Genomic DNA, 20,120 nt, shown 5'->3' with positions numbered 1-20,120 from the left:
CCTGATCCGACCTGCTGTCAGGACGCGAGTCAAACTACAAGGTTCAGGTCGAAAAGGCTGATTCGAGTTGACGGCGAACTTGTGCTTCATGCCGAAATACCTCATGGCCCCTTGTTGCTATCGGTTTCCGTGTTTAGTTGATCAATGTACGCTTCAAACCATTTGCTACTTCTAAATATGGAAAATGTAGCCGCCACCACAAGCATGATGGCATATATGAATATTAAAAATCCGATAGCGCCTGCGACAGGCGTCATGAACGACATGATTCGATAATACCATTCAGGCATGTTTGGCAGAGTAAAGCTAAGCGATTTTGAAATCAAAGCATAAAAAAGAGCAATCGTTTGCACCAGAATAAAATGTACAAACGAAGATATAAGCGAGAGAAACGGTGAAGGGCTTTTCGGTTTGCTACCTCCGGCGATAATTTTGCTAAAGCCTGAATCCATGCTCATGAAAACAGCCAGACCAGCGAGAGTAAAGCCAAGTAATGTGGGGATAGCTCCTATGACTATGTCCCACCATCCTGGCTTTGTCCAAAGCCCGAAGCTAAGCATGGTTATAATAATCGCGCCGCCAAAGTAAATAGACACCACAAGAGAACGAATACCACCGTACAGGCTCCAGAACTCAGCCCATAATTCAATTGTTCCTTTATATGAGTCTATCAACTCTTTGAACATTTACATTTCCCTGCGAATTTCTTCGGCTTTTTCGACTAAAGCATTTTGTTCAGATTGAATTTCAGAATTATAGCTGGTCTGAACTTTCATGGGGAAGTCCTTAGAAGACAAGAAGACAACTTCCCCCTGCTGGTTGCGTCCTTTGATATTGACCTCTCCATTCGAGGCGGCGACTTTTGCCAGGGCCTTCAATTGTTGGTCAGGCTTCAGCCCTTCCGACCCGGCCTCAAAATATTGGAGTACTTCTTTTTTTGCGTTCATTCTCTTGAGCCTATCCAACACGTCCCCATCAAGATTTTTGTGGTCATCAGGGTTGGGCTTATATATTTCAAGCTCAAGATGTGAGATTCGAGGAAGGGAAAAAAGGTTCTTCGTTGAGCCCAGCTTTGGCTCAACAGTAACTTTTAATTCGCCAAAGTCGGCCAAATCACCTCGCTCAGAGATGTTTTCAAAAAATCTCATGATCATATTTGGAGAGAGGCTTAACTTGGCTTTTTGAGTAATGAAAAACAGCTTGTGTTGATCAGGAAAAAACACGTATGGGATTTTTTTAAAATGTGGCTTCAGATGGCTTGGTATAATTATTCCCTTAACATCTTTTTTTGAGGCGGAATCCATGCTTAATGTATTGAACCAGTCTTCTGCTTCATCGAGCTTCAGGAATTTATAAAACTCTCCTACGTAAGCTTCCTTAGAGCTCTCGCTTTTATAGAAAGACCCAAGCATTAGGGCGTCATCACCTCTAACTTTTGAGTCAAGCTTGGATGAGTATATAGTCTCAAAAAGGTTGACATATTTTTGCTTGGAGTGAGGTTGCAGTACAATATTCAGGCATGCTACTTGAAATGACAATTCTCGAGTCTGTCGTTTCTGCTCATTTGATTTTATTTGTTTTCCGGCCATATTTTTTCTTCCCTTTCTGAACATTGTTAAGCTCAGGTCCAGCACTTAACGCTTGGCCCAGAACCGAATCATCCGCATCGAGTTGTACGGACGTAGGGCTTCACCCACGCCACAGCATGGCAGAAAGCCATTGTTTTCCCAATCACTGCTTTGGTATATGTAGACAAGGACTGCCGCGCTGATTTTTGGCAGGACATTTGATTTTGAGCCAAGGGTTGTTCCCGGATGGTGGAAGCCATTGCTGACGCTTAATGACTGCGGGCTGCTCAACCTACGAAAATCAGCGCCAGCCTTCGTAGATCAAGGCTATCAGCGTGTAGGGAAAGCTACTAGCCCAGTAAATCTGTCTGGTGCCTGTCAAACATTTGGCCCTGGCTTTCGTCAAAGCGAGCTCAAAGTGGCACACGCATGGGGCATAGGGGCAGCCCATCACCTTCGGCGTCCGCGAAAGTGTATTGGCATCTCCACAGTGCGTAATTTCCGAGATCTGGGATCTATCAGTGGCCTCCGATAGCTGGTGCTGCTCCTGACAGAAGCGACCGTATCAGGCCAGTTCGAGATGTTCGCTGGAGACTCAAGCGTCCATCTGCTCCATACCGAGTAATCGCCCACATTTGCTCCGTCCCGAAATCGAATATCACAGTGTGGCGAGCGCTCAACCAGACTTCGCGCGCATTCTTCCAGGCCCAGCAGTGGTGCCCTTCGTAAGTGCCGCTCATCAGGTCGCCTAGTTCACGAGCTGGATACCCAAGATGTAAAGCTCCTCTCTCAGCATTGGCTGCAAGATCGCTACGACGAAAGTACATAAGACCGCTGCCATCGAAACAGGGGGGCTGGCGCCATTTGTTCCATTGGGAGTAGATCGGTAAAGCCAACTCAAAGTCTTGTATCGCGGGATGATCGGGGGGTGGTAAAGCATCACCTATCTGAATGTACTCCTTGAATTTTTCTCCGTTCACAATCCAAATCATTTTCTCCCCATAGAACTGCTCTCGACTGAACATTTCTTCGATGCTCATCGGTGAGTTATGAAGCTCAATTACTGTGCCGTCGGGGCGCTTCACGTCAGCGATATGTTTCTCACCTGCGTGGTCGTGAGCAACCACCTCTTGCCAACTCAAATGGAAACAGTGCTTTCCATGCTCGATGCCATGGCCCTTCATTCTCCATCCAAGAATCGCAGTGCCGGCGTCCCGCGTGAGCCCAGTGCCAAGAAATGATAGGGCCGCATTTCGCTTGAGCCGGCTTTCCGCATATTTGGCATTCCCCTTTCAGTCCCGGCGCCGGCTCTTTTCGCACCCCATCAACCAACGCTACTTCCATGGAGGGCATACCCATCTCCTGTTTTGATCAATCTGTAGCTCGAATGTAGCTGAGTTAAGGACGCTTTGACCCATAGCACGGTGTTTAGTCTTCGCAGACCACTCCGAGCCTTGCGCCGCCTCGTTTCAAAAGGCGAATCGCCTTTAATTTCTATGGCGGAATCAACAGGTAGCTATTGCCCCACTCATGCCTAATTACCGACGGGAAATAGTCGGTAACGTTCAAACTCTAAAGGTTGACCATCCGTATGCTGCTCAGGATGATTTACGTATCGGTCGACAACGTGCTGATGCCTTAAAATTTTCCGATTCGACTCCTCTGAAAGCCATAACTAGCTGATTTATTTATAGTTACTAGTTGGGGTACGCCAAACTTTCCACCGACTTCCAGATCCACAGAAAACCTAGCCTCGTCGAAAGCTACCGTTCGTCTGGTGCCGGCACCATACAAAACGAAGCCCTCGCAGAAATGCGGGGGCTTTGTTGTTTCTGGGTGTCCATTCCTGAAAACTCTGTGGGAGCAAGCTTGCTCGCGATGAGGCCAACAACTCACCGACAACTCAACCACCTAATCGCTCAGCCGCTTTCCGATAAACCTGATCTCGTTCACGTTTCTCGACGGCCACGACAAACACCACGACCTCATGATCAATCACCTGATAAACCAGCCGATAACCGCTGCTCCGCAGCTTAATCTTGTAGCAATCAGGAAAGGCATGCAGTCGGTTTGCTTCGATGCGCGGATTGGCCAGGATCGTCGTGAGCTTCTTTTTGAGCTGCTCACGGACGGTATTCCCTAGCTTTTGCCATTCCTTTAGCGCCCGTGCATCGAATTCGAGGTTATAGGTCATCTAGCGAAACCTTAACCCGCTGCGGGGCTGCGAGTCGCTCGCGCACCGTTGCGATCAGGGCTTCATCGTCCTCGGTCATCAGGACGGGCTTGAACGGCAACTGGCCGCGCTCCGCTACGTATTGCAGAGCTTGGCGCATCAGCTCAGAAGGGGTGACGCCGAGCTTTTCCAGCTCGCGGTATGCACGCGCCTTGAGGTCGTCGTCGATACGAACGTTGATGGAAGCCATGAGATAGTCCTCGCTGTAATGACGTTAGTCTTTACAGTGAAGGAAAAGCTTGAGTCCGGCAAGCCCCAGAACTCATTCATCTCCAATCCAGGGTTACAAATACTTTTATCGGGACGTTGGCGACCTTTTCCAGCAACCTAAAATGGCTGCCAAATACCCGCCAAGCCTAGGTTGACCTGGTCAGCATGCTCAAATCGTGCGGTTTTTTTTATGCGCTAAAACTACGGGATGTTTTCGGCAGATCCGCACATACAAAACGAGGATCTGCTGCAGTCTCGCTTTATCACTTTGCCAGCCACCCGCCGCCAATTGGCGAACGGAGGTGCGCAATGACCCATCCCAAAGACCTCAAAACCCCAGGCCTAACCCCCTTCTCCTACCACTCCGACCGCCCGCTATTCCGCGTCAACAACGGCATCCCCATTGACGAAGCCCTATCCCACGCTTCCGACCTGCTCCACGTCGCCAAAGTCCTCGCCGAGGAAGCGGCGATGATTCGCGGCACGGATCGGTATGCCTGGGCTTCGTATTATTTGCAGGATATGAGCAAGGCCGTCATTGATGACGTGGTGAAGGTGCTGGAGGCGCCGGGGAGTCATCCGGTTTAAGGGGAGCGGGCCAATGCTGCTCGCTGGATGGGGCAGCATTGGCTTGAGCGGATAAAAGGGGCTACTTGCAGCCCAGCGGGAGCAATCTCCCTCGCCACGGGTTTGGGTCAGACCAACCGCGCACCGCCATCGATGTTCAGCGTGGCGCCGTTCATGAACGTGTTAGTCATCAGGAAAACCGTAGCCGCGCCTGCTTCAGCGGCAGTGCCCACGCGATGCAGCGGCAGCACCTGCTCCCATGCGCGAACGTACGCATCGCGCCCCTCACCCAAGGCTTTGCTGAAGATAGGCGTATCGATCGGGCCTGGAGACAGCGTGCGCCAGCGATGCGGTGGCTGCGGTGCTCGCCGCTGGCGGTGGCATCGGCATCTCACCCACTTATGTTGCCGCACCCTATGTCGCCCGGGGAGAACTGACGCCATTGTTTCCACAATTTGCCGTCGACCGTTCCTCCATTACCGCTTTGTGGCCGGAGAGCCGTCGGGGAAGCCCGAACGTCAAGGCGTTCGTGGGTTTTCTGAACGAACTGTTTCCTACCCCTACGCCATGGGACGAGATCGTCGCGAAGGGCGCCCTGACCTTTTCCTGAAATGTCTGCTTCCGGCTCACTGCGGGAAAGAAGGACGGCTTCGCAGCCCAACGGGAGCAAGCTCTCTCACCACCGGCTCATCCAATCATTTCTCCCGCCGATAGCTTCAGGTATGAGCCGTCCCAAGACTCTGCTGGCGCTTGACTACACTTGCCCAGACATCTCGCTCCAGGAGCAGTTAGCGATGAAGATCCGCACCAAAGTCATAGGCTCGGGGTTGGTCAGTCTTTCCTTTGCGTTGCTGCTCGGCGGGATCGGATTGTGGGGCTATCACTCCATGACCGAGGCCCTGGTGCAGAACGAGACCAGTATTTCGGCCATGCGCAAGCACATGGAGGCGGACATGATGCACGACGCCATTCGTGCCGATGTGTTGGCCGCTCTGTTGGTGACGCCAGGGGATGCAAAGGGCGCGAAGGAGGTGCTGGAGGGGTTCGATGAGCATACGCAGCGGATGCGCAAGGTTATCGCCGAGAATGCCGAGGCGAAGTTGCCAGGGGATGTCTCCAGGGCAATTGGCGAACTCAAACCGCAAGTCGAAACATACATCGATAAAGCCAAGCAGATCATCGGCAAGGCGCTGGGCGGCGCCCTGGATGCCCACGCGCTGCGGGCAGAATTCGACGGCGCATTCTCAGCATTGGAAGAACGCAACGAGGCGGTCAGCGAACTGATCGAAAACCAGGCGCAATCATCCCGCGAACATCAGGACAAGAGTATCCAGACCTCGGAGCGCTGGCTGTTCGTGACTTTGCTGGCGACCTGTGTCGCCCTGGCGCTGTTGTCCTGGAGCCTGCTCCGGGCCGTGCTCACCCCACTGAACAAGATCATCCTCAATACCCAGGCGATTTCCCAAGGCGATCTGCAGCGTTCGATGGGAACACAAAGCCAGGATGAACTCGGTCAGCTGCAGGGTGTGATCGAACAGATGCAAATCAATCTGCGGCAGATGATCGCCACCATTCGCGGTCAGAGCGATGAGTTGCATGGCACGTCACGGAATCTGGGCGATACGGCGCGGCAGATTGTCTCCAGCGCCGACCAGCAGGCCCAGAGCGCCACCAGCATGGCGGCGAGCATGGAGCAAATGATGGCGAACATAAGCCAGATCCATCAGCACGCCGACAGTGCGCGGACCATTTCGGCGCAGTCAGAACAACTGGCGAGCAGCGGTGGGCAGGTGATCCTTGGCGTGGTGGAAGGGATGAATCGGATCGCCGAAGTGGTCGCCCAGTCGTCCAGCAAAATCACCGCGCTGGATGCATCGTCCGAGGACATCCATTCCATTATCCAGGTGATCAAGAGCATCGCCGAACAGACCAATCTGCTGGCCCTCAACGCAGCCATCGAGGCCGCTCGCGCCGGCGAGGCGGGCCGCGGCTTTGCGGTGGTGGCCGACGAGGTACGCAACCTGGCGGCGCGCACGACGCAATCCACCCAGGAAATCACCGCGATGATCGAGCGCATCCAATCAAGCGCACGAGATGCGGTGGCGAACATGCAGGCCTGTGTCAGTCGAGTGGACGAAGGCGTGAACCTGGCGCAGCAGGCCGGGGTTTCTATCAGTGAAATCCGCACAGGCGCCCGGCATGCCGCCGAAGTGGTGGAGGAAATTTCCCAGACCATCGCCGAGCAATCAAAAGCCAGCGATGAGATGGCCCAACGGGTGGAGTCGATCGCCGAGCAGTCTAGGGAAAACACCCGCTCGATCCACGATTTGACGAAAACGGCAGATCATTTGAACGATGCCGCAGGCTCGATGCAGGCTTCGGTGCAGCAGTTCAAGATATGATCTATCACACCTGATTTACCTCAAACACAAACGATATTTCCCGTTTCTGGGCGCTCCAGACATAACGAATATGCTTGCCCTGCACCGGAATCGACACCGCCGGCGGCCGGAACGCGGCGATGCATTCGTGACCAGGCAGGCGGACGCTGTTATACAAAAGCCCCCAGGACAAGGTTGCGCGCAACTCCCGGGCAAATACCTGGGACGGGCCATAGGCCGTGGGGTCTGGATTGTGCAGATGCGGATAATCGTGGCGGATGTCGTGCAGGGGTCTGACGACCTGGTTGACATAGGTACGCATGGTCAATTCCAGGTCCGGCTCGTTGGTCGCCCCCAAGAACCGAGCCTGGTGGTAACACGTCTCGGCAATGGCCGCTTCCTGGCTGCTGGCAGCGTAATAGACGCCAAACGTGCCATCGCTGAAACGGCTGCTTTTGCCGATATGGGTAAATGCCGCCATCACGGGTGACGAACCAGGACCCGAAACGCGATCTTCAGGACGAACCCTGGAGAGCACGCCGGCTTCTTCCATGAGCCGATCATTGGTCAAAGCTTCTAACGCATAGGCGGTGGCGAGGTCTTGCGGATCGAGCACATCTTCAAACAGGGTGATCGGCGGGAAACTGCTATTGACGATCCGATAGGCCCGTTTCCATTGCGGTTCCGCCAGAGGCGGCGCCATCAACCACGTACTCCGTCGAGGTACCGCCGCACATCGGCAATATCCACCACCCGCCCGGCCAACATGTACGACAGCGCTGACTGACCGTTGAACGGCGCGGCAGCATTGGGGCTGCTGACCCATTGATACACACGGTCGCGGCTGTTGCTGAAAATGATGCTCAGGGCTTTATGGATACCCATCAGGTATGAGATGCGCTCAAGGGTGTCTCGCGGCAGCCTGACGTTTTCGGGTAACTGCTTGTACTTGTAAAAGGTCGTGTTTCCTACTTTTCCCAACAAGGTGCGCTGCTGCTCGACGCTGCAGCCCCACAACTCCATCAGATTGAAGAAAAACTTCAAAGCGACTCGACCCGCATCCGGGGAGTCCAATTGTTGCTGGGTACTCAAGGTAATCGAAGAGGTCGCCATGAGGTCTGGCTCCTTTGCTACAGGTTGATATCTGAAGATTAGTACATATGCGTACAAAAATTAAATTTTAATTCAAAAACGTACAACATCGACTGTAATAAAGTCAGCTTCTCTACACGATGCGTCCCGTATTCCGGGTTAATTGAATTGGCCTACACGCCGCCCCAGCAAAAATCCAGAATCGCGCATAAGCTCCAATCATCGCCTGCCAGCGCTTTTCGCCACAAAACCGCGACAAGCGTGACAAGGTGCTTGATGATAGCCAGCATCGCACCGCCAGACCCGGCCAGGTGCCCAACAATAGCGAGCCCACTTAAGCAGAGGGCATTACCTCATGGATAGCAGAACCTTACGCAATCTCATGCGCATCATGCAGACCGGCTCGTTGTCGGCCGCCGCGGAACAGTCGTGCCTTACGGTGCAGGCATTGGCGGCGCAATTGAACAAGGTTGAGGAACAGTTCGGGTTCCGGTTGTTTCGTCGCTCGAACAAAGGCCTGACATTGACGACCCAAGGCTCTGAGTTGACGCCTTTCATGGATCAGGTTTTGGCGGCCACTCGGCAACTCGAAGAAAAGGTCGCGGCGCTCAAGGCCCCCAGGCAACGGAGCCTTAAAGTGGCGCTCAACACGACGCTTACGCCCGATTTCAATCGACGCATGATCGATCGCCTGATCGCGGTTTTTCCTGAATACCAGCTGGAGTTCAGTTATGCCGAGTCGATGGAGAACCTGAGCAAGCTGAAGAACGAGCATTTCGACCTGGCGATCCTGATCGGCCAACAAAGCGGTTTCACCAGTATCCCGATGCCGGATGTGCAAGTGCAGGTGGTCGGGGCCCATTGCGGTAACCACGATGACTCCCTTGGCTTGCTCGTCGACAAATTCCAGGTGCGCCCTGCGCAGGAATGCCCGTATTCCCACAGCTTCTTGCGTTTTCTCGACGCGGGTCTCGGCGAATACGGACCCAGCCAGAGGATGGTGTATTCCTGCAGCGAAACGCTGACCTTGTCGCTGATCACCCAGCTCGACGGCCTGGGGCTTGTCTCCAGGGACGCGGCGATGCGCAACGGCTTGGCCATCTTCCCGGATTTCGAAGACTTCCTGGAAGTGCGCCTGGCGGTTAACAATCCCGAGCTTTGCGACCAGGCGCTGCACGATGTGGTAGACCTGACGCTACAGGAACGAACCGAGCGCGATATACGACGCCGTGCCCACCGCCACACTGAGAAACAGGTTGCGGCTGAAATACGCACATAGCAGTGTCGGAATCGCAGCATAGAACTCAGGGCGGTCGATTTGTATCTGTTGATCCTTGATCAACAACGGAGTCAGGCTGATGGCGGCGACAATCGCTACCGGCAGGTATTCCAGCGCGCGGGCGACGAAGGGTGGCCAGTTTTCCGTATTGACTTGCAATGGCAATGCCCGCGGCAGGAAGGTCACGGCCATCATCAACACAACGACAAGGATCAGGAACGTTTGGTCAGGCATACGCCCACCCCGCAGCCAACAAACGTGGCGATGAATACGTTGAACGGTGAATTGCCCGCCAGGCTGAGCACGCCCATGCAGACGACCGCCGCCAGAGCCGCAATCAGTTTGTTGCGCGTATTGCACAGCGAAACCAGGACGTAGAGCATCATGGCTGTCAGGGCGTAATCGAGCTGATATTTGATCAGGTGCGCTGCATATTGCGCGCAGATGGCCCCCAACAAGCCGCCCAATACCCAGGACGCATGGCAAAAAAGGTTGAAGCCAATCAGGTAGCGCAAGCTGACCGGGGCCCCGCTACCCAGCTTGACGCTGTGGAAGGCGAACGACTCGTCCGTAAGCCCCGCCGCGTAGCACCAGCGCTCGAACCGACTGAGCCCCAACGCCCGTAATGCCTTGGCCATATAGACGGACATGAGCATGTGGCGCGCATTGATCAGGAACGTGGTGAGCACGATCGTGGTCAACGACGCACCGCTGGAAATCAGCGCCAGCGCAGCGAACTGCGAGGCGCCTGCGTAGACGAACAGGCACATCGCAACTGGCAGCCACAATGGCAGCCCAGCATTCACCGCCATCAGGCCGAACACAAACGAAACCGTGAAATAACCCGCAACTACCGGACTGGCTTCAGCGAAGGTTCGCGAGGCTTGTGGTTCGACCACCAGCGGCTGGCTGGAAGTCTTGTTCATAAATCCCTCTCGAAAGTGATTTCACCCTGAGGCTCGCAGAACCCCTGGGCGGCCCAGAAGCGCTTGCCAGCCAGGTTGGCATCGTCGACGAACAGAAACATGCGCAGTACACCCACGCGTTTCATATCCGCCGATGCCGCTTCCACCAGACGCTGGCCCAGGCCTTGGGTACGATGCCTCGGGCTGACCGCCAGGTGATTGATAGTGCCTCGAGTGCCCAGCATGCCGCCGATGACCGCGCCGACGACTTCACCCATCGCATCGAATGCCATGTAGGCGGTGGTGGTGTCCTGCAACAACACACCGCGCAGGAACCGCGCATCCTGCCACTCGCAGAATGACACCTCGGCAAAACCCCGGAAAAACTGCTCCAGTCGCTCCGCGTCCCTGACCATGGCTCGGCGCAACAGGACTTGCTGCACCGAATCGTCCATCGGTTCGAGCTGCTCAGCGAACAATGTCAAAAGCGGTCCCGGGCCGCGAGAAGGAGATCGCCAGAATCTGCCTGAACGCCATTTCATGGCTGTGGATATTGCGCGCCGGGGTCACATAATGGCGCATGTCCCGATCGAGGAAGAATGTCGTATCGAGGATATCCTCGTAAGTGGTTGCCGCCAGTTGTTCTTCCTGAGGGCTGTAGAGACGGCTTTCTGCACCGGACACGTTATTTCGGCCCCAGAAATGGACGCCGCTGAACGGATAGCCGTCGCAATGGATGCCTTCCGGGGTGATTTCCAATTGCTTGCCCGGCTTGATCTCGATGCGGATCTGATGGATCTGGCATTGCCAGATTTCGTCATGCAATTCCTGGGGCAGGACGTTTTTGTACACGTCGAAGTCTGTGTCGATCAGGCTGCGCATCACCGGAGAATTGATCACTTCATTGGAGAAATCCTGGAAGTGCCGCTCCAATCCGCCCACGTAGCTGTTGTTGGCCTTGGACTGGACATAGGCTCGGTGTTCGAGCTGCTTGAGTTCACGAGTCGTGGGGTTGTATTCGAAATCGCTGTAGCGGCGAAAACGCATGCCTGACTCGGTCTGGCCGTAATAGCTGTCGGGCTCCATATTTTCCCAGCTTTTGGTCAGCCGGACAAAATCGCCGAAATGACCGTAGAGATTGAAGTCTCCACCGCGGACGTTGACGTATTTGTCACGTCTTAGCGCTTCGCCCACTTCCCTGTTCAAAACGATCATTTTTCATAGGTCTCCACTACATTGAGCGGACTAATCTATTAGGTGCAGGATTTGCGTCCATGAAAAAGTATTTGAAGCATTTCAAGCGATGTTTGAAACGGTGCAAAAAGTTTCATTAGTACGACTTTACGTTGGGAAAATTGCATCGCAGAACCCTCATTCCGGGGAAAGACCGCCCACAGCTTTCGACGCCACGAGGGTGCGCAAGTCATGGCACAACAGTGCGCAATCAATCAGGCATCTTTTGCTCGTCATTCTCGACTTCCGCTCCTCCAAGCCATTGAAAATCCGTCGTAAACACCGAACCACGCGGCACTCGCCGAACCTGGCTTGATCCTTGATTGCTGCGCCTCATCCCCGGGTGAAGCCCGGCCCCATACCCTTGGCAAGGAGAGCCGGATGACGACCCTGGCGTTCAAGACCCTCGACCCCATCGCCTGGCTGGCCCAACAGCCCCTGCGGGAAAACGAACACCTTTACCTGATCATTAGCGCGGCGAGCGATACGGACGCCCTGGGGACCTATCGCCTGAGCGGACCTAGCCATCCGCTCCTGCCTATCTGGAGCGAAACGCCCTATTCCACCTGGCATGCGGTAATGCCCTACGTCACGAAACTCGCCCCCGACTCAACGTTCCTGCCATGGATTACCGAAACCGACGCCCTCGATTGGGGCTGGCTTGCTGTCTCCCGTTGTGAACCGGAGGAGGTGCTGGGGCATCTGCGCAGCCTGACGCAAGTGAAAATGCCGAAAGGTCGCGAGGTGTTTTTCCGGTTTTGGGATGGACGTTTCATCTATCCGATCCTTGAAGGCCTGGGAGACGACGCCCAAGCCTTGCTACCGGTGTTCGAACGGTATTTGATCAATGGCAAACCGCTGGAAGCAAGCCCGAGGAAGGTGCCGATGGTCCAGGATTGGCCATGGTGGGAAGTACCGCAAGGGTTACTCGATGCTTTAGCCGAGCAGGACCAGTCTGCGCCGATCGACAATCTGATGCAGTGGCTCGAAGAAGAACATCCTGATATCCATTGCGCATGGCCCAGGAGTGTTCTCAAGCGCAAGGTGAGCTATTTTTCAAAGCTCATGGGCGCTGAAGCCAATCCACAGCAAACCCTGCTTGATGTCCTGCGCCTTGAACAGAAAACGGTCTTGGAATAAAGGTAGGCACTTAGAAAAACCCGATCCAAAGATCGGGTTTTTCATCAAACGCGGGCGATGCAGTCAACGATCAAAAGACATTGATCGGATAATCCACGAACACCCGCAGTTCATTACCGCTGACGTTGTACTCACTGGACTTCTGCGACACGCGCAGGAACGAGCTGCGCAACCGCACGCTCAAGTCTTTGGCCGGTCCGCCCTGGACCACGTACTTGAACTGGTTGAAGATCTCGCGCTCGGTACCGCCTTCGCTGGTGGAGGTGGTGATGTTATCGCCACGCACATAGGCCACGTTATAAGTCAGGCCCGGTACACCGAAGGTGGTGAAATCCAGGCCATAGCCCAATTGCCAGCTGCGCTCGTCTTCGGCGTTGAAGTCCGACCAGTACGAGTTGGCCAGGTAGATGGTATTGCCGCCATCACCGACACGGTTCTGGTCACGCTGGTAGCCACCGTAGGCGTAGCCGAGGTTGCTGTCGCCGGTGCTGCGCTGATGGGCGAGCGTGAAGCTGTGCGGGCCGGTGGCGAAGGTCGCCGCCAGGCTCCAGATCTTATTGTCGTCCCCGGTGACGTTGTTTTCGCGAACGTAGCTGTTGTCCAGCTTGGTGCGATAACCGTTGAAGTCCAGCGTCAAGGACTGATCCTTGGCCAATGGGAACACGTAGTTGGCATTCACGTATTGCTTCTTCAAGACGTCTTCGACATCCGAGGCGTAGAGCGAAGCCTTGAACTGCTCGGTGAACTGATAGCTGCCGCCCAACACGTTGATCGACTTCAGACCACCACTGTCACGACCTTCGGCGCTCTTGCGCGACTCGGCAGTGAAGCGGCCTGCGTTCAGTTCAAGGCCTTTGATTTCCTTGGAGGTGATCAGCGTGCCGGTGTAGCTTTCCGGCAGCAGGCGCGAGTTGTCATAGTTCAACACCGGCAGGGCCGGCATCTGGTCACCGTAGGCCAGCACCGTGTTGGAAACCCGGAACTTCACCGCGGCACCGAACTTGGACAGGTCGTCGGCGGCGTTGCCACTGTCACCCTTCTTGAAAAAGTCGATGCCTTGCGCACCGGTGCGCCCCTTGCCGCCGTCCAGGCGCAGTGCGTACAGGCCGAAGGCGTCCACGCCTACGCCCACGGTGCCTTGGGTGAAGCCGGACGAGAACGTACCGATGGCCGCTTGGCCCCATTCGGCCTTGTCCCGGTTGCCGTCCTTGTAGTCGCGACTGATGTAGGCGTTGCGCAACAGCACTTTCAGGCTGCTGTCTTCAACGAACCCCTTGGATTCAGCCTGGTCGTTGGCCATGGCTTGTGTGCTGCTCAATATCCCCAGTGCTATCAAAGTAAAGCGCTTGTTCAACATGATTATTTTCCTTGTACGGGTTGATTCGCACTGCAACCGGCAACCGGAATGGCGCTTTAGCGCTCTTTATTCGGACTCTTGCTCCTGGAAATAATAAAAAGGCCCGCCCACGAATCATCGTGTCGGGCCTTTTTATTATTTAAGAGTCATGGCTGTTAGCCACAGGCGTGGGCGAATCCTAGTCGCGCCCGGAAGCCTGTGTCAATTTCGTGAATCTTCTGAAATCAGGCAAAAAATTTCCGGAAACGGATTCAAGTAAGCATGCGGTCCTAGGGAATGTCGGGTTGGTAGAGACGCCACCATGGTGAGCAAGCCGTTTACATGAGCGGGTAAACAGTCGCTCATAAAAAAAGCGCTGCCCTCGCGGTCAGCGCTTTTTATCAATCCGTTGAATTCTATCCTTGCATCACATCCCACAACGCTTCCAGCTCAGCCTCGCTGAACAGGCCAGCGGGGTAGCGTTCCATGATCATCCGGCGCGGATCAGGTTCCCTGATCTGACGCGTTCCGTTGGATTTCAACCACTGCGCCACGGCTTGAAGCGACTCACCATTTACAGCCAAAGGATGGCATGTGCGCTCGCTAATCATGTTCATTCCAGCGCCCTCCTGGTTGATGAGCGGCCAATCTATCCGAGGTTTATGACAAAACAACGCAGCTCCACTGCCCCAGAACTGCCGAAATAACGATACAAGAGCTATGCCAATGTCGTCGCGCTGGTAGCCCGCCAGACACAAAAAAGCCCGCGCCCCAATCAGGACGCGGGCTTGCCGGGATGGATCCAAAAACACCGGCATAGAGCCGCTGCGATGAGTGTCACCCGGCTGTTACATCGCCACTCATTTTATGCGCGGCGCCGGCTGCTGTTGGGTAAGGCAATGGATGTTTCCGCCTCCCAGTAACAGTTCCCGACCCGGTACCATGACCACTTCATGCTCCGGAAACAGGCTTTGCAGCAGGTCCTTGGCCGGACCGTCCAGCGGGTCATCGAAACTCGGGGCAATGATGCCGCCGTTGACGATCAGGAAGTTCACGTAGGAACCGGCCAGGCGCACAGTCGGATTGCGCTCCTGGGATCCTTCCACCGCGTCAACGCCCGAGCATTCTTCCTCGGTGGCGTACAACGGCCCAGGGATCGGCATTTTATGCACTGTGAACGGGCGCCCCTTGGCGTCGGTGCTGTTTCGCAGCACCTCCATCGCCCCATGGCAGCGGGCATGATTGGGGTCCTGCGGATCGTCGGTCCAGGCGAGCAGCACTTCACCAGGGCGCACGTAGCAGCAAAAGTTATCCACGTGGCCATCGGTTTCATCATTGAACAGGCCGTCCGGCAGCCAGATGATCTTGTCTACCGCCAACTGGGCGCTGAGCACTGCCTCGATGTCGTCGCGGCTCATGTGCGGGTTGCGATTGCGGTTGAGCAGGCATTCTTCGGTGGTGATCAACGTGCCTTCGCCATCGACGTGGATCGAACCGCCTTCGAGTACAAAACCTTCGGTGCGATAGCGCGGGCTGCGCTCGATTTCGAGAATCTTGCCGGCCACTTGTGAATCGCGATTCCACGGCGAGTACAGCCCACCGTCGAACCCGCCCCAGGCGTTGAAATCCCAATCGACGCCGCGAACTTCGCCGTTGTCATTGACGACGAACGTCGGGCCGGTATCCCGGACCCAGGCGTCATCGCTGGACATTTCCACCAAACGAATATTCGGCACATCGAGGCGCGCCCGGGCGTTTTCATACTGAGCAGCGGACACCGCAACGGTCACCGGCTCGAAACGGGCGATGGCCTTGGCGACCGCGACATGGGCAGCCTGCGCCGGCTTGCCGCCCAGGCGCCAGTTGTCCGGGCGCTCGGGCCAGATCATCCAGACCTGAGTCTGAGTCGCCCATTCGGCGGGCATGTGGAAACCGTCCGCGCGCGGAGTGCTGTGCAAAGTTGTCATCAATCAGGACTCCAGTGAGCCGTCGAGGGTTTTGATCGCGCCGTACAGGTTCGGCCGTCGATCACGGAAAGTGCCCCAGGCACTGCGAATGTGTTCCAGCTCGTCAAGGTCGAAGCTATGCACCAGCACGCCTTCTTCGGTTTCGTCCAATTCCTGGACCTTCTCGCCAAACTGATCAGCAATGAACGACGAGCCGTAGAACGTGATGTCGTAGCCATCCTGCTCTTCGTTGCCGATGCGATTGCTGGCCATCAGCGGCATAAGGTTGGCGCCCGCATGACCCTGTTGCACGCGTTGCCAGTGATCGCGCGACGAGATGGTCTTGTCGTGCGGCTCGCTGCCGATAGCGGTCGGATACAGCAGGATCTCCGCGCCTTGCAGCGCCATGCTGCGGGCGCATTCCGGGAACCACTGATCCCAGCAAATGCCTACGCCAATCTTTGCGTAGCGGGTATCCCATACTTTGAAACCGGTGTCGCCAGGATTGAAATAATACTTTTCATGATAGCCAGGACCGTCCGGGATATGGCTCTTGCGGTAGACGCCCAGGTTCCGTCCATCGGCATCAATGATGGCAATACTGTTGAAGCGCGCCCGGCCGGCCAGTTCAAAAAAACTGATAGGCAACACGACCTGCAGCTCCTCGGCAAGTTTCTGGAAGTGCTTGATGGCGATGTTCTCATCGACCGGCGTTGCCAACTGCAGGTAATCCGGGTTCGGCTTCTGGCAGAAGTAGGGCGTCTCGAACAGTTCCTGGAGGAGGATAACCTGCGCGCCTTGGGCAGCGGCCTGGCGAACGAGCTTTTCGGCGGTCTCGATATTGGCTTCAAGATCCCAGGAACAGGCCATTTGAGTAGCGGCTACGGTAACGATACGGCTCATGAATCATCTCCTGGGCGATGGACAGAGCCGCCTTTATAGCCGATAAAAATCGACTTTAGAATAGAATCAGGCCAATTTTCCCTGAAACTATGCTTCCAGAGCCGACAAAAATCGATAAATAACCGTCGGAAAAACTTGTGGGAGCGAGCTTGCTCGCGATAGCGGTAGACCAGTCAAACAATTATCGGCCTGGAACCGTCATCGCGAGCAAGCTCGCTCCCACAGGGGAACAGCGTGGCGTTTCAGATTGGCTACAACCCCTCCTCCAACACCTTCGCCAGCATATCGACGAAGAAATCCACGCTTTGACGCGTGGTGACCATCGGCGGCTTGATCTTGAGGATGTTGAGGTAATCACCGGTCGGCTGCATGAAGATACCCAGCTCGCGCAAACGATCGCACAGCGCCGTTGTTTCTTCAGTGGCCGGTTCGAGGGTGTCGCGGTTGCGGATCAATTCCACTCCCAGGTAAAACCCCGAACCATGCACCGCTCCGACCAGCGGATACCGGTCGATCAACGCCTCCAGGCGGGCCTTGAAATGTCCTCCGACCACCCTGGCGTTTTCCCACAGCTTTTCTTCTTCCATGACATCCAGCACGGCCATGCCGATCTGGCAACTGACCGGACTGCCGCCTGCGGAAGAGAAGAAATACCCCTCGGCTTCCAGCGCCTCAGCGATCTCCCGGCGGGTGATCACTGCCCCCAGTGGCTGGCCGTTGCCCATGCCCTTGGCCATGGTGATGATATCCGGCACCACGCCTTGCTCTTCGAAGCCCCAGAAAAACTCGCCCATGCGCCCGTAGCCAACCTGCACCTCGTCGGCGATGCAGACACCGCCACGCTCGCGCACCATGGCATACACCTGCTTCAGGTAGCCTGGCGGCAATGCGATGCCGCCGGCGTTTCCATACACAGGCTCGCAAATGAAACCGGCGAGCTGGCGTTTCTGCTCGGCGATTTTCGCCAGGTTGTGCTCGACGCTGCGCACGTAGTCTGGCGCACTGTCGACCCCGCGGAATTCACCACGATAAGTGTTCGGCGCTGTCACCGGGTGCACCCAGTCTGGACGGCTGCTGAGGGCCTGGGGGTTGTCGGCGATGGACGTCGAGACCGCGTCCGCCGCCACCGACCATCCGTGATAGGCCTCCAGCACGCTGAGCATGTCGCGCCCGCCGCTGTAGGCCCAGGCCAGGCGGATCGCCAGGTCATTGGCCTCGGTGCCGCTGTTGACCAGAAACACCCGGTCCATGTTCGGCGGTGCCAGCGCCAGCAGGCGCTCGGAAAACTCGGCGATCGCCGCATAGTGAAAGCGCGAGTTGGTATTGAGCAGCGACCACTGCCGGGCCGCAACCGCCGCCATGCGCGGATGGCCGTGCCCCAACACCGCGACGTTGTTGAGCATGTCCAGATAGGAGCGGCCCTGCATGTCGATCAGGTGATTGCGCCAGCCGCGCTCGATGCGTGGCGGGTCGACGTAGTAGTGTTTTTGCGACCGGGCGAAACTCGCATCGCGACGGGCCAGGAGCGCCTCGGGGTCGATTTCCGGCTCAGCATCGCAAGCCAGCCCCAGCAACGCCGCGGGCGAGGGGCAAAGCGCCTGCCAAGCCGGCGCCCTCGACGGCGCACAGAACAGCGGCGGCGCCAGATGTTCACCTCGGCACAGTTGGACCCGCAAAGGGCCAGCCACTTCGCCAAGTGCCTGGCCTTTGGTCAACGAGGCCCCGGAACGCAGCGACGAAGACACGCCCCACACATGCAAGCTCAGTTGCGGGCCGTCGAGCCGCAGCAAGCCATTGGCATCCTTGTGCACAACCCCGGCGAAGGGCGACGCCAACGGCGTACCGTGGGGCACATGCAATTCCACGTGCAATGGAAAGGTATCGGGCTCGACGGCACTGTCCGGACGGGTGCGTGAAAGCCGATATTGCCCGTAGCGGCTGGCCGCCAATCCATGCACCGCAGCCGCTTCGCTCAGCAGGCGCTGGTCGATTCCCGCCTGCTCCCAATTGCCGGCCTCGAAATGCGGGCTCAGGACGCCGAGGTCGATCAGGGCGAAATCTCGCCCGACCAAACTCGGCAACAACGGCGCGAAACCCTCGTTGGCGAAAGGCGGCAGGCTGTGGCCGGCGGCGGTGAGAATCGCCGCCTCCATCAACTCGAGCGGCACTGAATGGGCAACATCGAAGATCTCCCATTCATGTTGAAGATTGTCACGGGAGTATTCATTGCCCGGATCGATAGCCACTTGTTGCTCACCGCTGAGCACCAGCACCGCGGCGCGGGCGACAATCAACGGCCAAAGCGCCATGAGTTCTTCGCGTTGCAACGGATTGACGCGGTGGTAGGCGCGGATCGCCGGCAGGATGAAAAACGGGTCCCCATCGGCGTGATGCAGCAGGGCCGCGCAGGTTACCGACAGATCGGTGATACGCCAGGTGCGGATCAGGTCACCGAAATCGATGACGCCTTGCAGTTGCCATTGGCGCAGGGCGTCCCGCTGCCAGACCACGTTGTCATCGGTGATGTCCATGTGGATCGCTTGCACCGGCAGGCTTTCCTTGAGTGGTTGCAAACGCCGTTCGGCCTGTTGCGCCGCCTCGGCGATCAATCGGCGTCGTTGTTCATCCTTGATGACGGGCAGCAAATGATCGATCAAGGCCGGCGCATGACGCGCGTCCCACTGCAATGTGCGATCCAGGCCGGGATGATCGAACGCAGCGAGGGCCACGTCCATCTCGGCACACACGCGCCCCAGCCCTGTCACCAGGTCGCGGGAAAGATGCTTGAGCTGGGTCAGGGACTGGCCCTCGATGTACTCCAGCAACCGCACGTGAACGGTTTGCCCGTCGACCTCAAGCGTCAACAGGTCCTCGCCATTGCTGGCCGCCATGACCGCAGGCACCTTTACCGCGCCATGCCCGGCCAGCGCCTTGAGCGCGGCATGCTGGGCCTGGAGCTCCTGGACGGCATAGTTGCCGTGGCAAATCTTCAATACGAACCGCCCGCGGTCGCTGTCGACGCGGTAATTGAGATCCTGATGGCTGCCGAGGGGTCGCAGGTCACCGCTGAGTCCGTAATTCGAGCGCAGCAGCACCAACGCCTGTTCGGCGCTGATCTGTGGGCTTGGCAAACTGGCACGGTGAACCAACGTAGCGAGCGGCATACAACGACCCCTGAGTGGTTTTGTTTTGGATGCTTATCTCGCCATTGAGTCGGAGGATTAGCAACCCCCACTTCTTATTAAGTAGTGAGCCTGCTTCCCTTGGCCCGTTCCCAAGGGAGATTCGCTTGCACGCTCTTCGTCATGCCGACAAGCTATGCTCCAT

Annotated in this window: 22 protein-coding genes; 5 read left to right on the top strand and 17 right to left on the bottom strand. The window is 56.5% G+C overall.

The window, feature by feature from the left end:
- Positions 1-101 precede the first annotated feature (101 nt).
- From J3P76_RS01550 to J3P76_RS01530, 5 genes are all read right to left on the bottom strand, one after another.
- Entirely contained in the window at positions 102-686 is a 585-nt protein-coding gene (locus J3P76_RS01550) for a hypothetical protein (RefSeq protein ID WP_223534666.1), read from the bottom strand.
- Complete coding sequence (locus J3P76_RS01545) at positions 687-1,589, bottom strand: DUF4747 family protein (RefSeq protein ID WP_434608310.1); 903 nt, start codon at positions 1,587-1,589, stop codon at positions 687-689.
- A gap of 497 nt (positions 1,590-2,086) precedes the next feature.
- Positions 2,087-2,752 carry a hypothetical protein gene (locus J3P76_RS01540; protein ID WP_434608312.1) on the bottom strand — a complete coding sequence of 222 codons (666 nt, stop codon included), beginning with the start codon at positions 2,750-2,752 and terminating at the stop codon, positions 2,087-2,089.
- A gap of 719 nt (positions 2,753-3,471) precedes the next feature.
- On the bottom strand, positions 3,472-3,762 hold the full coding sequence (locus J3P76_RS01535; protein ID WP_434561156.1) for a type II toxin-antitoxin system RelE family toxin: 291 nt from the start codon (positions 3,760-3,762) through the stop codon (positions 3,472-3,474).
- Entirely contained in the window at positions 3,752-3,991 is a 240-nt protein-coding gene (locus tag J3P76_RS01530) for a type II toxin-antitoxin system RelB/DinJ family antitoxin (RefSeq protein ID WP_027911784.1), read from the bottom strand. The genes J3P76_RS01535 and J3P76_RS01530 overlap by 11 nt, the downstream gene beginning before the upstream one ends.
- A gap of 329 nt (positions 3,992-4,320) precedes the next feature.
- Between J3P76_RS01530 and J3P76_RS01525 the strand changes: the two genes are divergently transcribed.
- Entirely contained in the window at positions 4,321-4,599 is a 279-nt protein-coding gene (locus J3P76_RS01525) for a DUF3077 domain-containing protein (RefSeq protein ID WP_434608314.1), read from the top strand.
- Positions 4,600-4,706: 107 nt separating this feature from the next.
- Here the strand turns inward: J3P76_RS01525 and J3P76_RS01520 are convergent, their stop codons facing one another.
- A complete protein-coding gene (locus J3P76_RS01520; RefSeq protein ID WP_434561160.1) occupies positions 4,707-5,021 on the bottom strand; it encodes an SDR family oxidoreductase in 315 nt (104 codons plus the stop codon).
- On the opposite strand from J3P76_RS01520, the gene J3P76_RS01515 reads away from it, so the two are divergent.
- Both J3P76_RS01515 and J3P76_RS01510 read left to right on the top strand, forming a co-directional pair.
- Positions 4,940-5,188, top strand: coding sequence for a LysR substrate-binding domain-containing protein (locus J3P76_RS01515; protein WP_434608317.1), 249 nt, complete (start codon positions 4,940-4,942; stop codon positions 5,186-5,188). The two genes, J3P76_RS01520 and J3P76_RS01515, sit on opposite strands and share 82 nt — an antisense overlap.
- Before the next feature lie 184 nt (positions 5,189-5,372).
- A complete protein-coding gene (locus J3P76_RS01510) occupies positions 5,373-6,980 on the top strand; it encodes a methyl-accepting chemotaxis protein (protein ID WP_434608319.1) in 1,608 nt (535 codons plus the stop codon).
- 4 nt (positions 6,981-6,984) lie between these two features.
- Here the strand turns inward: J3P76_RS01510 and J3P76_RS01505 are convergent, their stop codons facing one another.
- Positions 6,985-7,662: an RES family NAD+ phosphorylase gene (locus J3P76_RS01505; protein ID WP_420766400.1), complete on the bottom strand. Its 678-nt coding sequence runs from the start codon at positions 7,660-7,662 to the stop codon at positions 6,985-6,987.
- Positions 7,662-8,072: an MbcA/ParS/Xre antitoxin family protein gene (locus J3P76_RS01500; protein WP_434561166.1), complete on the bottom strand. Its 411-nt coding sequence runs from the start codon at positions 8,070-8,072 to the stop codon at positions 7,662-7,664. Before J3P76_RS01500 ends, J3P76_RS01505 begins: the two co-directional genes overlap by 1 nt.
- 334 nt (positions 8,073-8,406) lie before the next feature.
- On the opposite strand from J3P76_RS01500, the gene J3P76_RS01495 reads away from it, so the two are divergent.
- Entirely contained in the window at positions 8,407-9,330 is a 924-nt protein-coding gene (locus J3P76_RS01495; protein WP_434675742.1) for a LysR family transcriptional regulator, read from the top strand.
- On the opposite strand, the gene J3P76_RS01490 is transcribed toward J3P76_RS01495, so the two are convergent.
- The 4 genes from J3P76_RS01490 to J3P76_RS01475 are packed head-to-tail and all read right to left on the bottom strand — an operon-like array spanning position 9,247 to position 11,450.
- Positions 9,247-9,564: an AzlD domain-containing protein gene (locus tag J3P76_RS01490; RefSeq protein ID WP_039592671.1), complete on the bottom strand. Its 318-nt coding sequence runs from the start codon at positions 9,562-9,564 to the stop codon at positions 9,247-9,249. The genes J3P76_RS01495 and J3P76_RS01490 overlap by 84 nt on opposite strands.
- Positions 9,543-10,256, bottom strand: a complete 714-nt coding sequence (locus J3P76_RS01485; protein ID WP_434608323.1) for an AzlC family ABC transporter permease — start codon at positions 10,254-10,256, stop codon at positions 9,543-9,545. Before J3P76_RS01485 ends, J3P76_RS01490 begins: the two co-directional genes overlap by 22 nt.
- Positions 10,253-10,690: a GNAT family N-acetyltransferase gene (locus J3P76_RS01480; RefSeq protein ID WP_434702015.1), complete on the bottom strand. Its 438-nt coding sequence runs from the start codon at positions 10,688-10,690 to the stop codon at positions 10,253-10,255. The genes J3P76_RS01485 and J3P76_RS01480 overlap by 4 nt, the downstream gene beginning before the upstream one ends.
- Before the next feature lie 13 nt (positions 10,691-10,703).
- Complete coding sequence (locus tag J3P76_RS01475; RefSeq protein WP_434701441.1) at positions 10,704-11,450, bottom strand: 2OG-Fe dioxygenase family protein; 747 nt, start codon at positions 11,448-11,450, stop codon at positions 10,704-10,706.
- 399 nt (positions 11,451-11,849) lie between these two features.
- On the opposite strand from J3P76_RS01475, the gene J3P76_RS01470 reads away from it, so the two are divergent.
- Positions 11,850-12,608: a DUF4123 domain-containing protein gene (locus J3P76_RS01470; protein WP_434701440.1), complete on the top strand. Its 759-nt coding sequence runs from the start codon at positions 11,850-11,852 to the stop codon at positions 12,606-12,608.
- Between the two features lie 70 nt (positions 12,609-12,678).
- On the opposite strand, the gene J3P76_RS01465 is transcribed toward J3P76_RS01470, so the two are convergent.
- The 5 genes from J3P76_RS01465 to J3P76_RS01445 all read right to left on the bottom strand — a co-directional run bounded on the left by J3P76_RS01465 (position 12,679) and on the right by J3P76_RS01445 (position 19,957).
- Positions 12,679-13,965: an OprD family porin gene (locus J3P76_RS01465; RefSeq protein WP_434561172.1), complete on the bottom strand. Its 1,287-nt coding sequence runs from the start codon at positions 13,963-13,965 to the stop codon at positions 12,679-12,681.
- A gap of 395 nt (positions 13,966-14,360) precedes the next feature.
- Complete coding sequence (locus tag J3P76_RS01460; protein ID WP_420766407.1) at positions 14,361-14,561, bottom strand: hypothetical protein; 201 nt, start codon at positions 14,559-14,561, stop codon at positions 14,361-14,363.
- Between the two features lie 243 nt (positions 14,562-14,804).
- Positions 14,805-15,911 (bottom strand): agmatine deiminase, encoded by a 1,107-nt coding sequence (aguA, locus tag J3P76_RS01455; RefSeq protein ID WP_434701439.1) that lies wholly within the window; start codon positions 15,909-15,911, stop codon positions 14,805-14,807.
- A 3-nt stretch (positions 15,912-15,914) separates the two neighbouring features.
- Positions 15,915-16,793, bottom strand: coding sequence for an N-carbamoylputrescine amidase (gene aguB, locus J3P76_RS01450; protein ID WP_434701438.1), 879 nt, complete (start codon positions 16,791-16,793; stop codon positions 15,915-15,917).
- Positions 16,794-17,044: 251 nt separating this feature from the next.
- Positions 17,045-19,957, bottom strand: a complete 2,913-nt coding sequence (locus J3P76_RS01445; protein ID WP_434701437.1) for an aminotransferase — start codon at positions 19,955-19,957, stop codon at positions 17,045-17,047.
- Positions 19,958-20,120 lie beyond the last annotated feature (163 nt).

It is taken from the genome of Pseudomonas sp. D1-36 (assembly GCF_051132205.1).
GTDB lineage: Bacteria > Pseudomonadota > Gammaproteobacteria > Pseudomonadales > Pseudomonadaceae > Aquipseudomonas.
Note: the sequence above shows the minus strand (reverse complement) of the source record. Positions and strands in the feature narration are given on the sequence as shown.

What these genes read in the sequence shown, in the direction of transcription:
- J3P76_RS01550 (WP_223534666.1), bottom strand. Translation starts at nt 686, where the DNA reads ATGTTCAAAGAGTTGATAGACTCATATAAAGGAACAATTGAATTATGG.
- J3P76_RS01545 (WP_434608310.1), bottom strand. Translation starts at nt 1,589, where the DNA reads ATGGCCGGAAAACAAATAAAATCAAATGAGCAGAAACGACAGACTCGA.
- J3P76_RS01540 (WP_434608312.1), bottom strand. Translation starts at nt 2,752, where the DNA reads ATGAAGGGCCATGGCATCGAGCATGGAAAGCACTGTTTCCATTTGAGT.
- J3P76_RS01535 (WP_434561156.1), bottom strand. Translation starts at nt 3,762, where the DNA reads ATGACCTATAACCTCGAATTCGATGCACGGGCGCTAAAGGAATGGCAA.
- J3P76_RS01530 (WP_027911784.1), bottom strand. Translation starts at nt 3,991, where the DNA reads ATGGCTTCCATCAACGTTCGTATCGACGACGACCTCAAGGCGCGTGCA.
- J3P76_RS01525 (WP_434608314.1), top strand. Translation starts at nt 4,321, where the DNA reads ATGACCCATCCCAAAGACCTCAAAACCCCAGGCCTAACCCCCTTCTCC.
- J3P76_RS01520 (WP_434561160.1), bottom strand. Translation starts at nt 5,021, where the DNA reads ATGGCGTCAGTTCTCCCCGGGCGACATAGGGTGCGGCAACATAAGTGG.
- J3P76_RS01510 (WP_434608319.1), top strand. Translation starts at nt 5,373, where the DNA reads ATGAAGATCCGCACCAAAGTCATAGGCTCGGGGTTGGTCAGTCTTTCC.
- J3P76_RS01505 (WP_420766400.1), bottom strand. Translation starts at nt 7,662, where the DNA reads ATGGCGCCGCCTCTGGCGGAACCGCAATGGAAACGGGCCTATCGGATC.
- J3P76_RS01500 (WP_434561166.1), bottom strand. Translation starts at nt 8,072, where the DNA reads ATGGCGACCTCTTCGATTACCTTGAGTACCCAGCAACAATTGGACTCC.
- J3P76_RS01495 (WP_434675742.1), top strand. Translation starts at nt 8,407, where the DNA reads ATGGATAGCAGAACCTTACGCAATCTCATGCGCATCATGCAGACCGGC.
- J3P76_RS01490 (WP_039592671.1), bottom strand. Translation starts at nt 9,564, where the DNA reads ATGCCTGACCAAACGTTCCTGATCCTTGTCGTTGTGTTGATGATGGCC.
- J3P76_RS01485 (WP_434608323.1), bottom strand. Translation starts at nt 10,256, where the DNA reads ATGAACAAGACTTCCAGCCAGCCGCTGGTGGTCGAACCACAAGCCTCG.
- J3P76_RS01480 (WP_434702015.1), bottom strand. Translation starts at nt 10,690, where the DNA reads ATGGACGATTCGGTGCAGCAAGTCCTGTTGCGCCGAGCCATGGTCAGG.
- J3P76_RS01475 (WP_434701441.1), bottom strand. Translation starts at nt 11,450, where the DNA reads ATGATCGTTTTGAACAGGGAAGTGGGCGAAGCGCTAAGACGTGACAAA.
- J3P76_RS01470 (WP_434701440.1), top strand. Translation starts at nt 11,850, where the DNA reads ATGACGACCCTGGCGTTCAAGACCCTCGACCCCATCGCCTGGCTGGCC.
- J3P76_RS01465 (WP_434561172.1), bottom strand. Translation starts at nt 13,965, where the DNA reads ATGTTGAACAAGCGCTTTACTTTGATAGCACTGGGGATATTGAGCAGC.
- J3P76_RS01460 (WP_420766407.1), bottom strand. Translation starts at nt 14,561, where the DNA reads ATGAACATGATTAGCGAGCGCACATGCCATCCTTTGGCTGTAAATGGT.
- aguA (WP_434701439.1), bottom strand. Translation starts at nt 15,911, where the DNA reads ATGACAACTTTGCACAGCACTCCGCGCGCGGACGGTTTCCACATGCCC.
- aguB (WP_434701438.1), bottom strand. Translation starts at nt 16,793, where the DNA reads ATGAGCCGTATCGTTACCGTAGCCGCTACTCAAATGGCCTGTTCCTGG.
- J3P76_RS01445 (WP_434701437.1), bottom strand. Translation starts at nt 19,957, where the DNA reads ATGCCGCTCGCTACGTTGGTTCACCGTGCCAGTTTGCCAAGCCCACAG.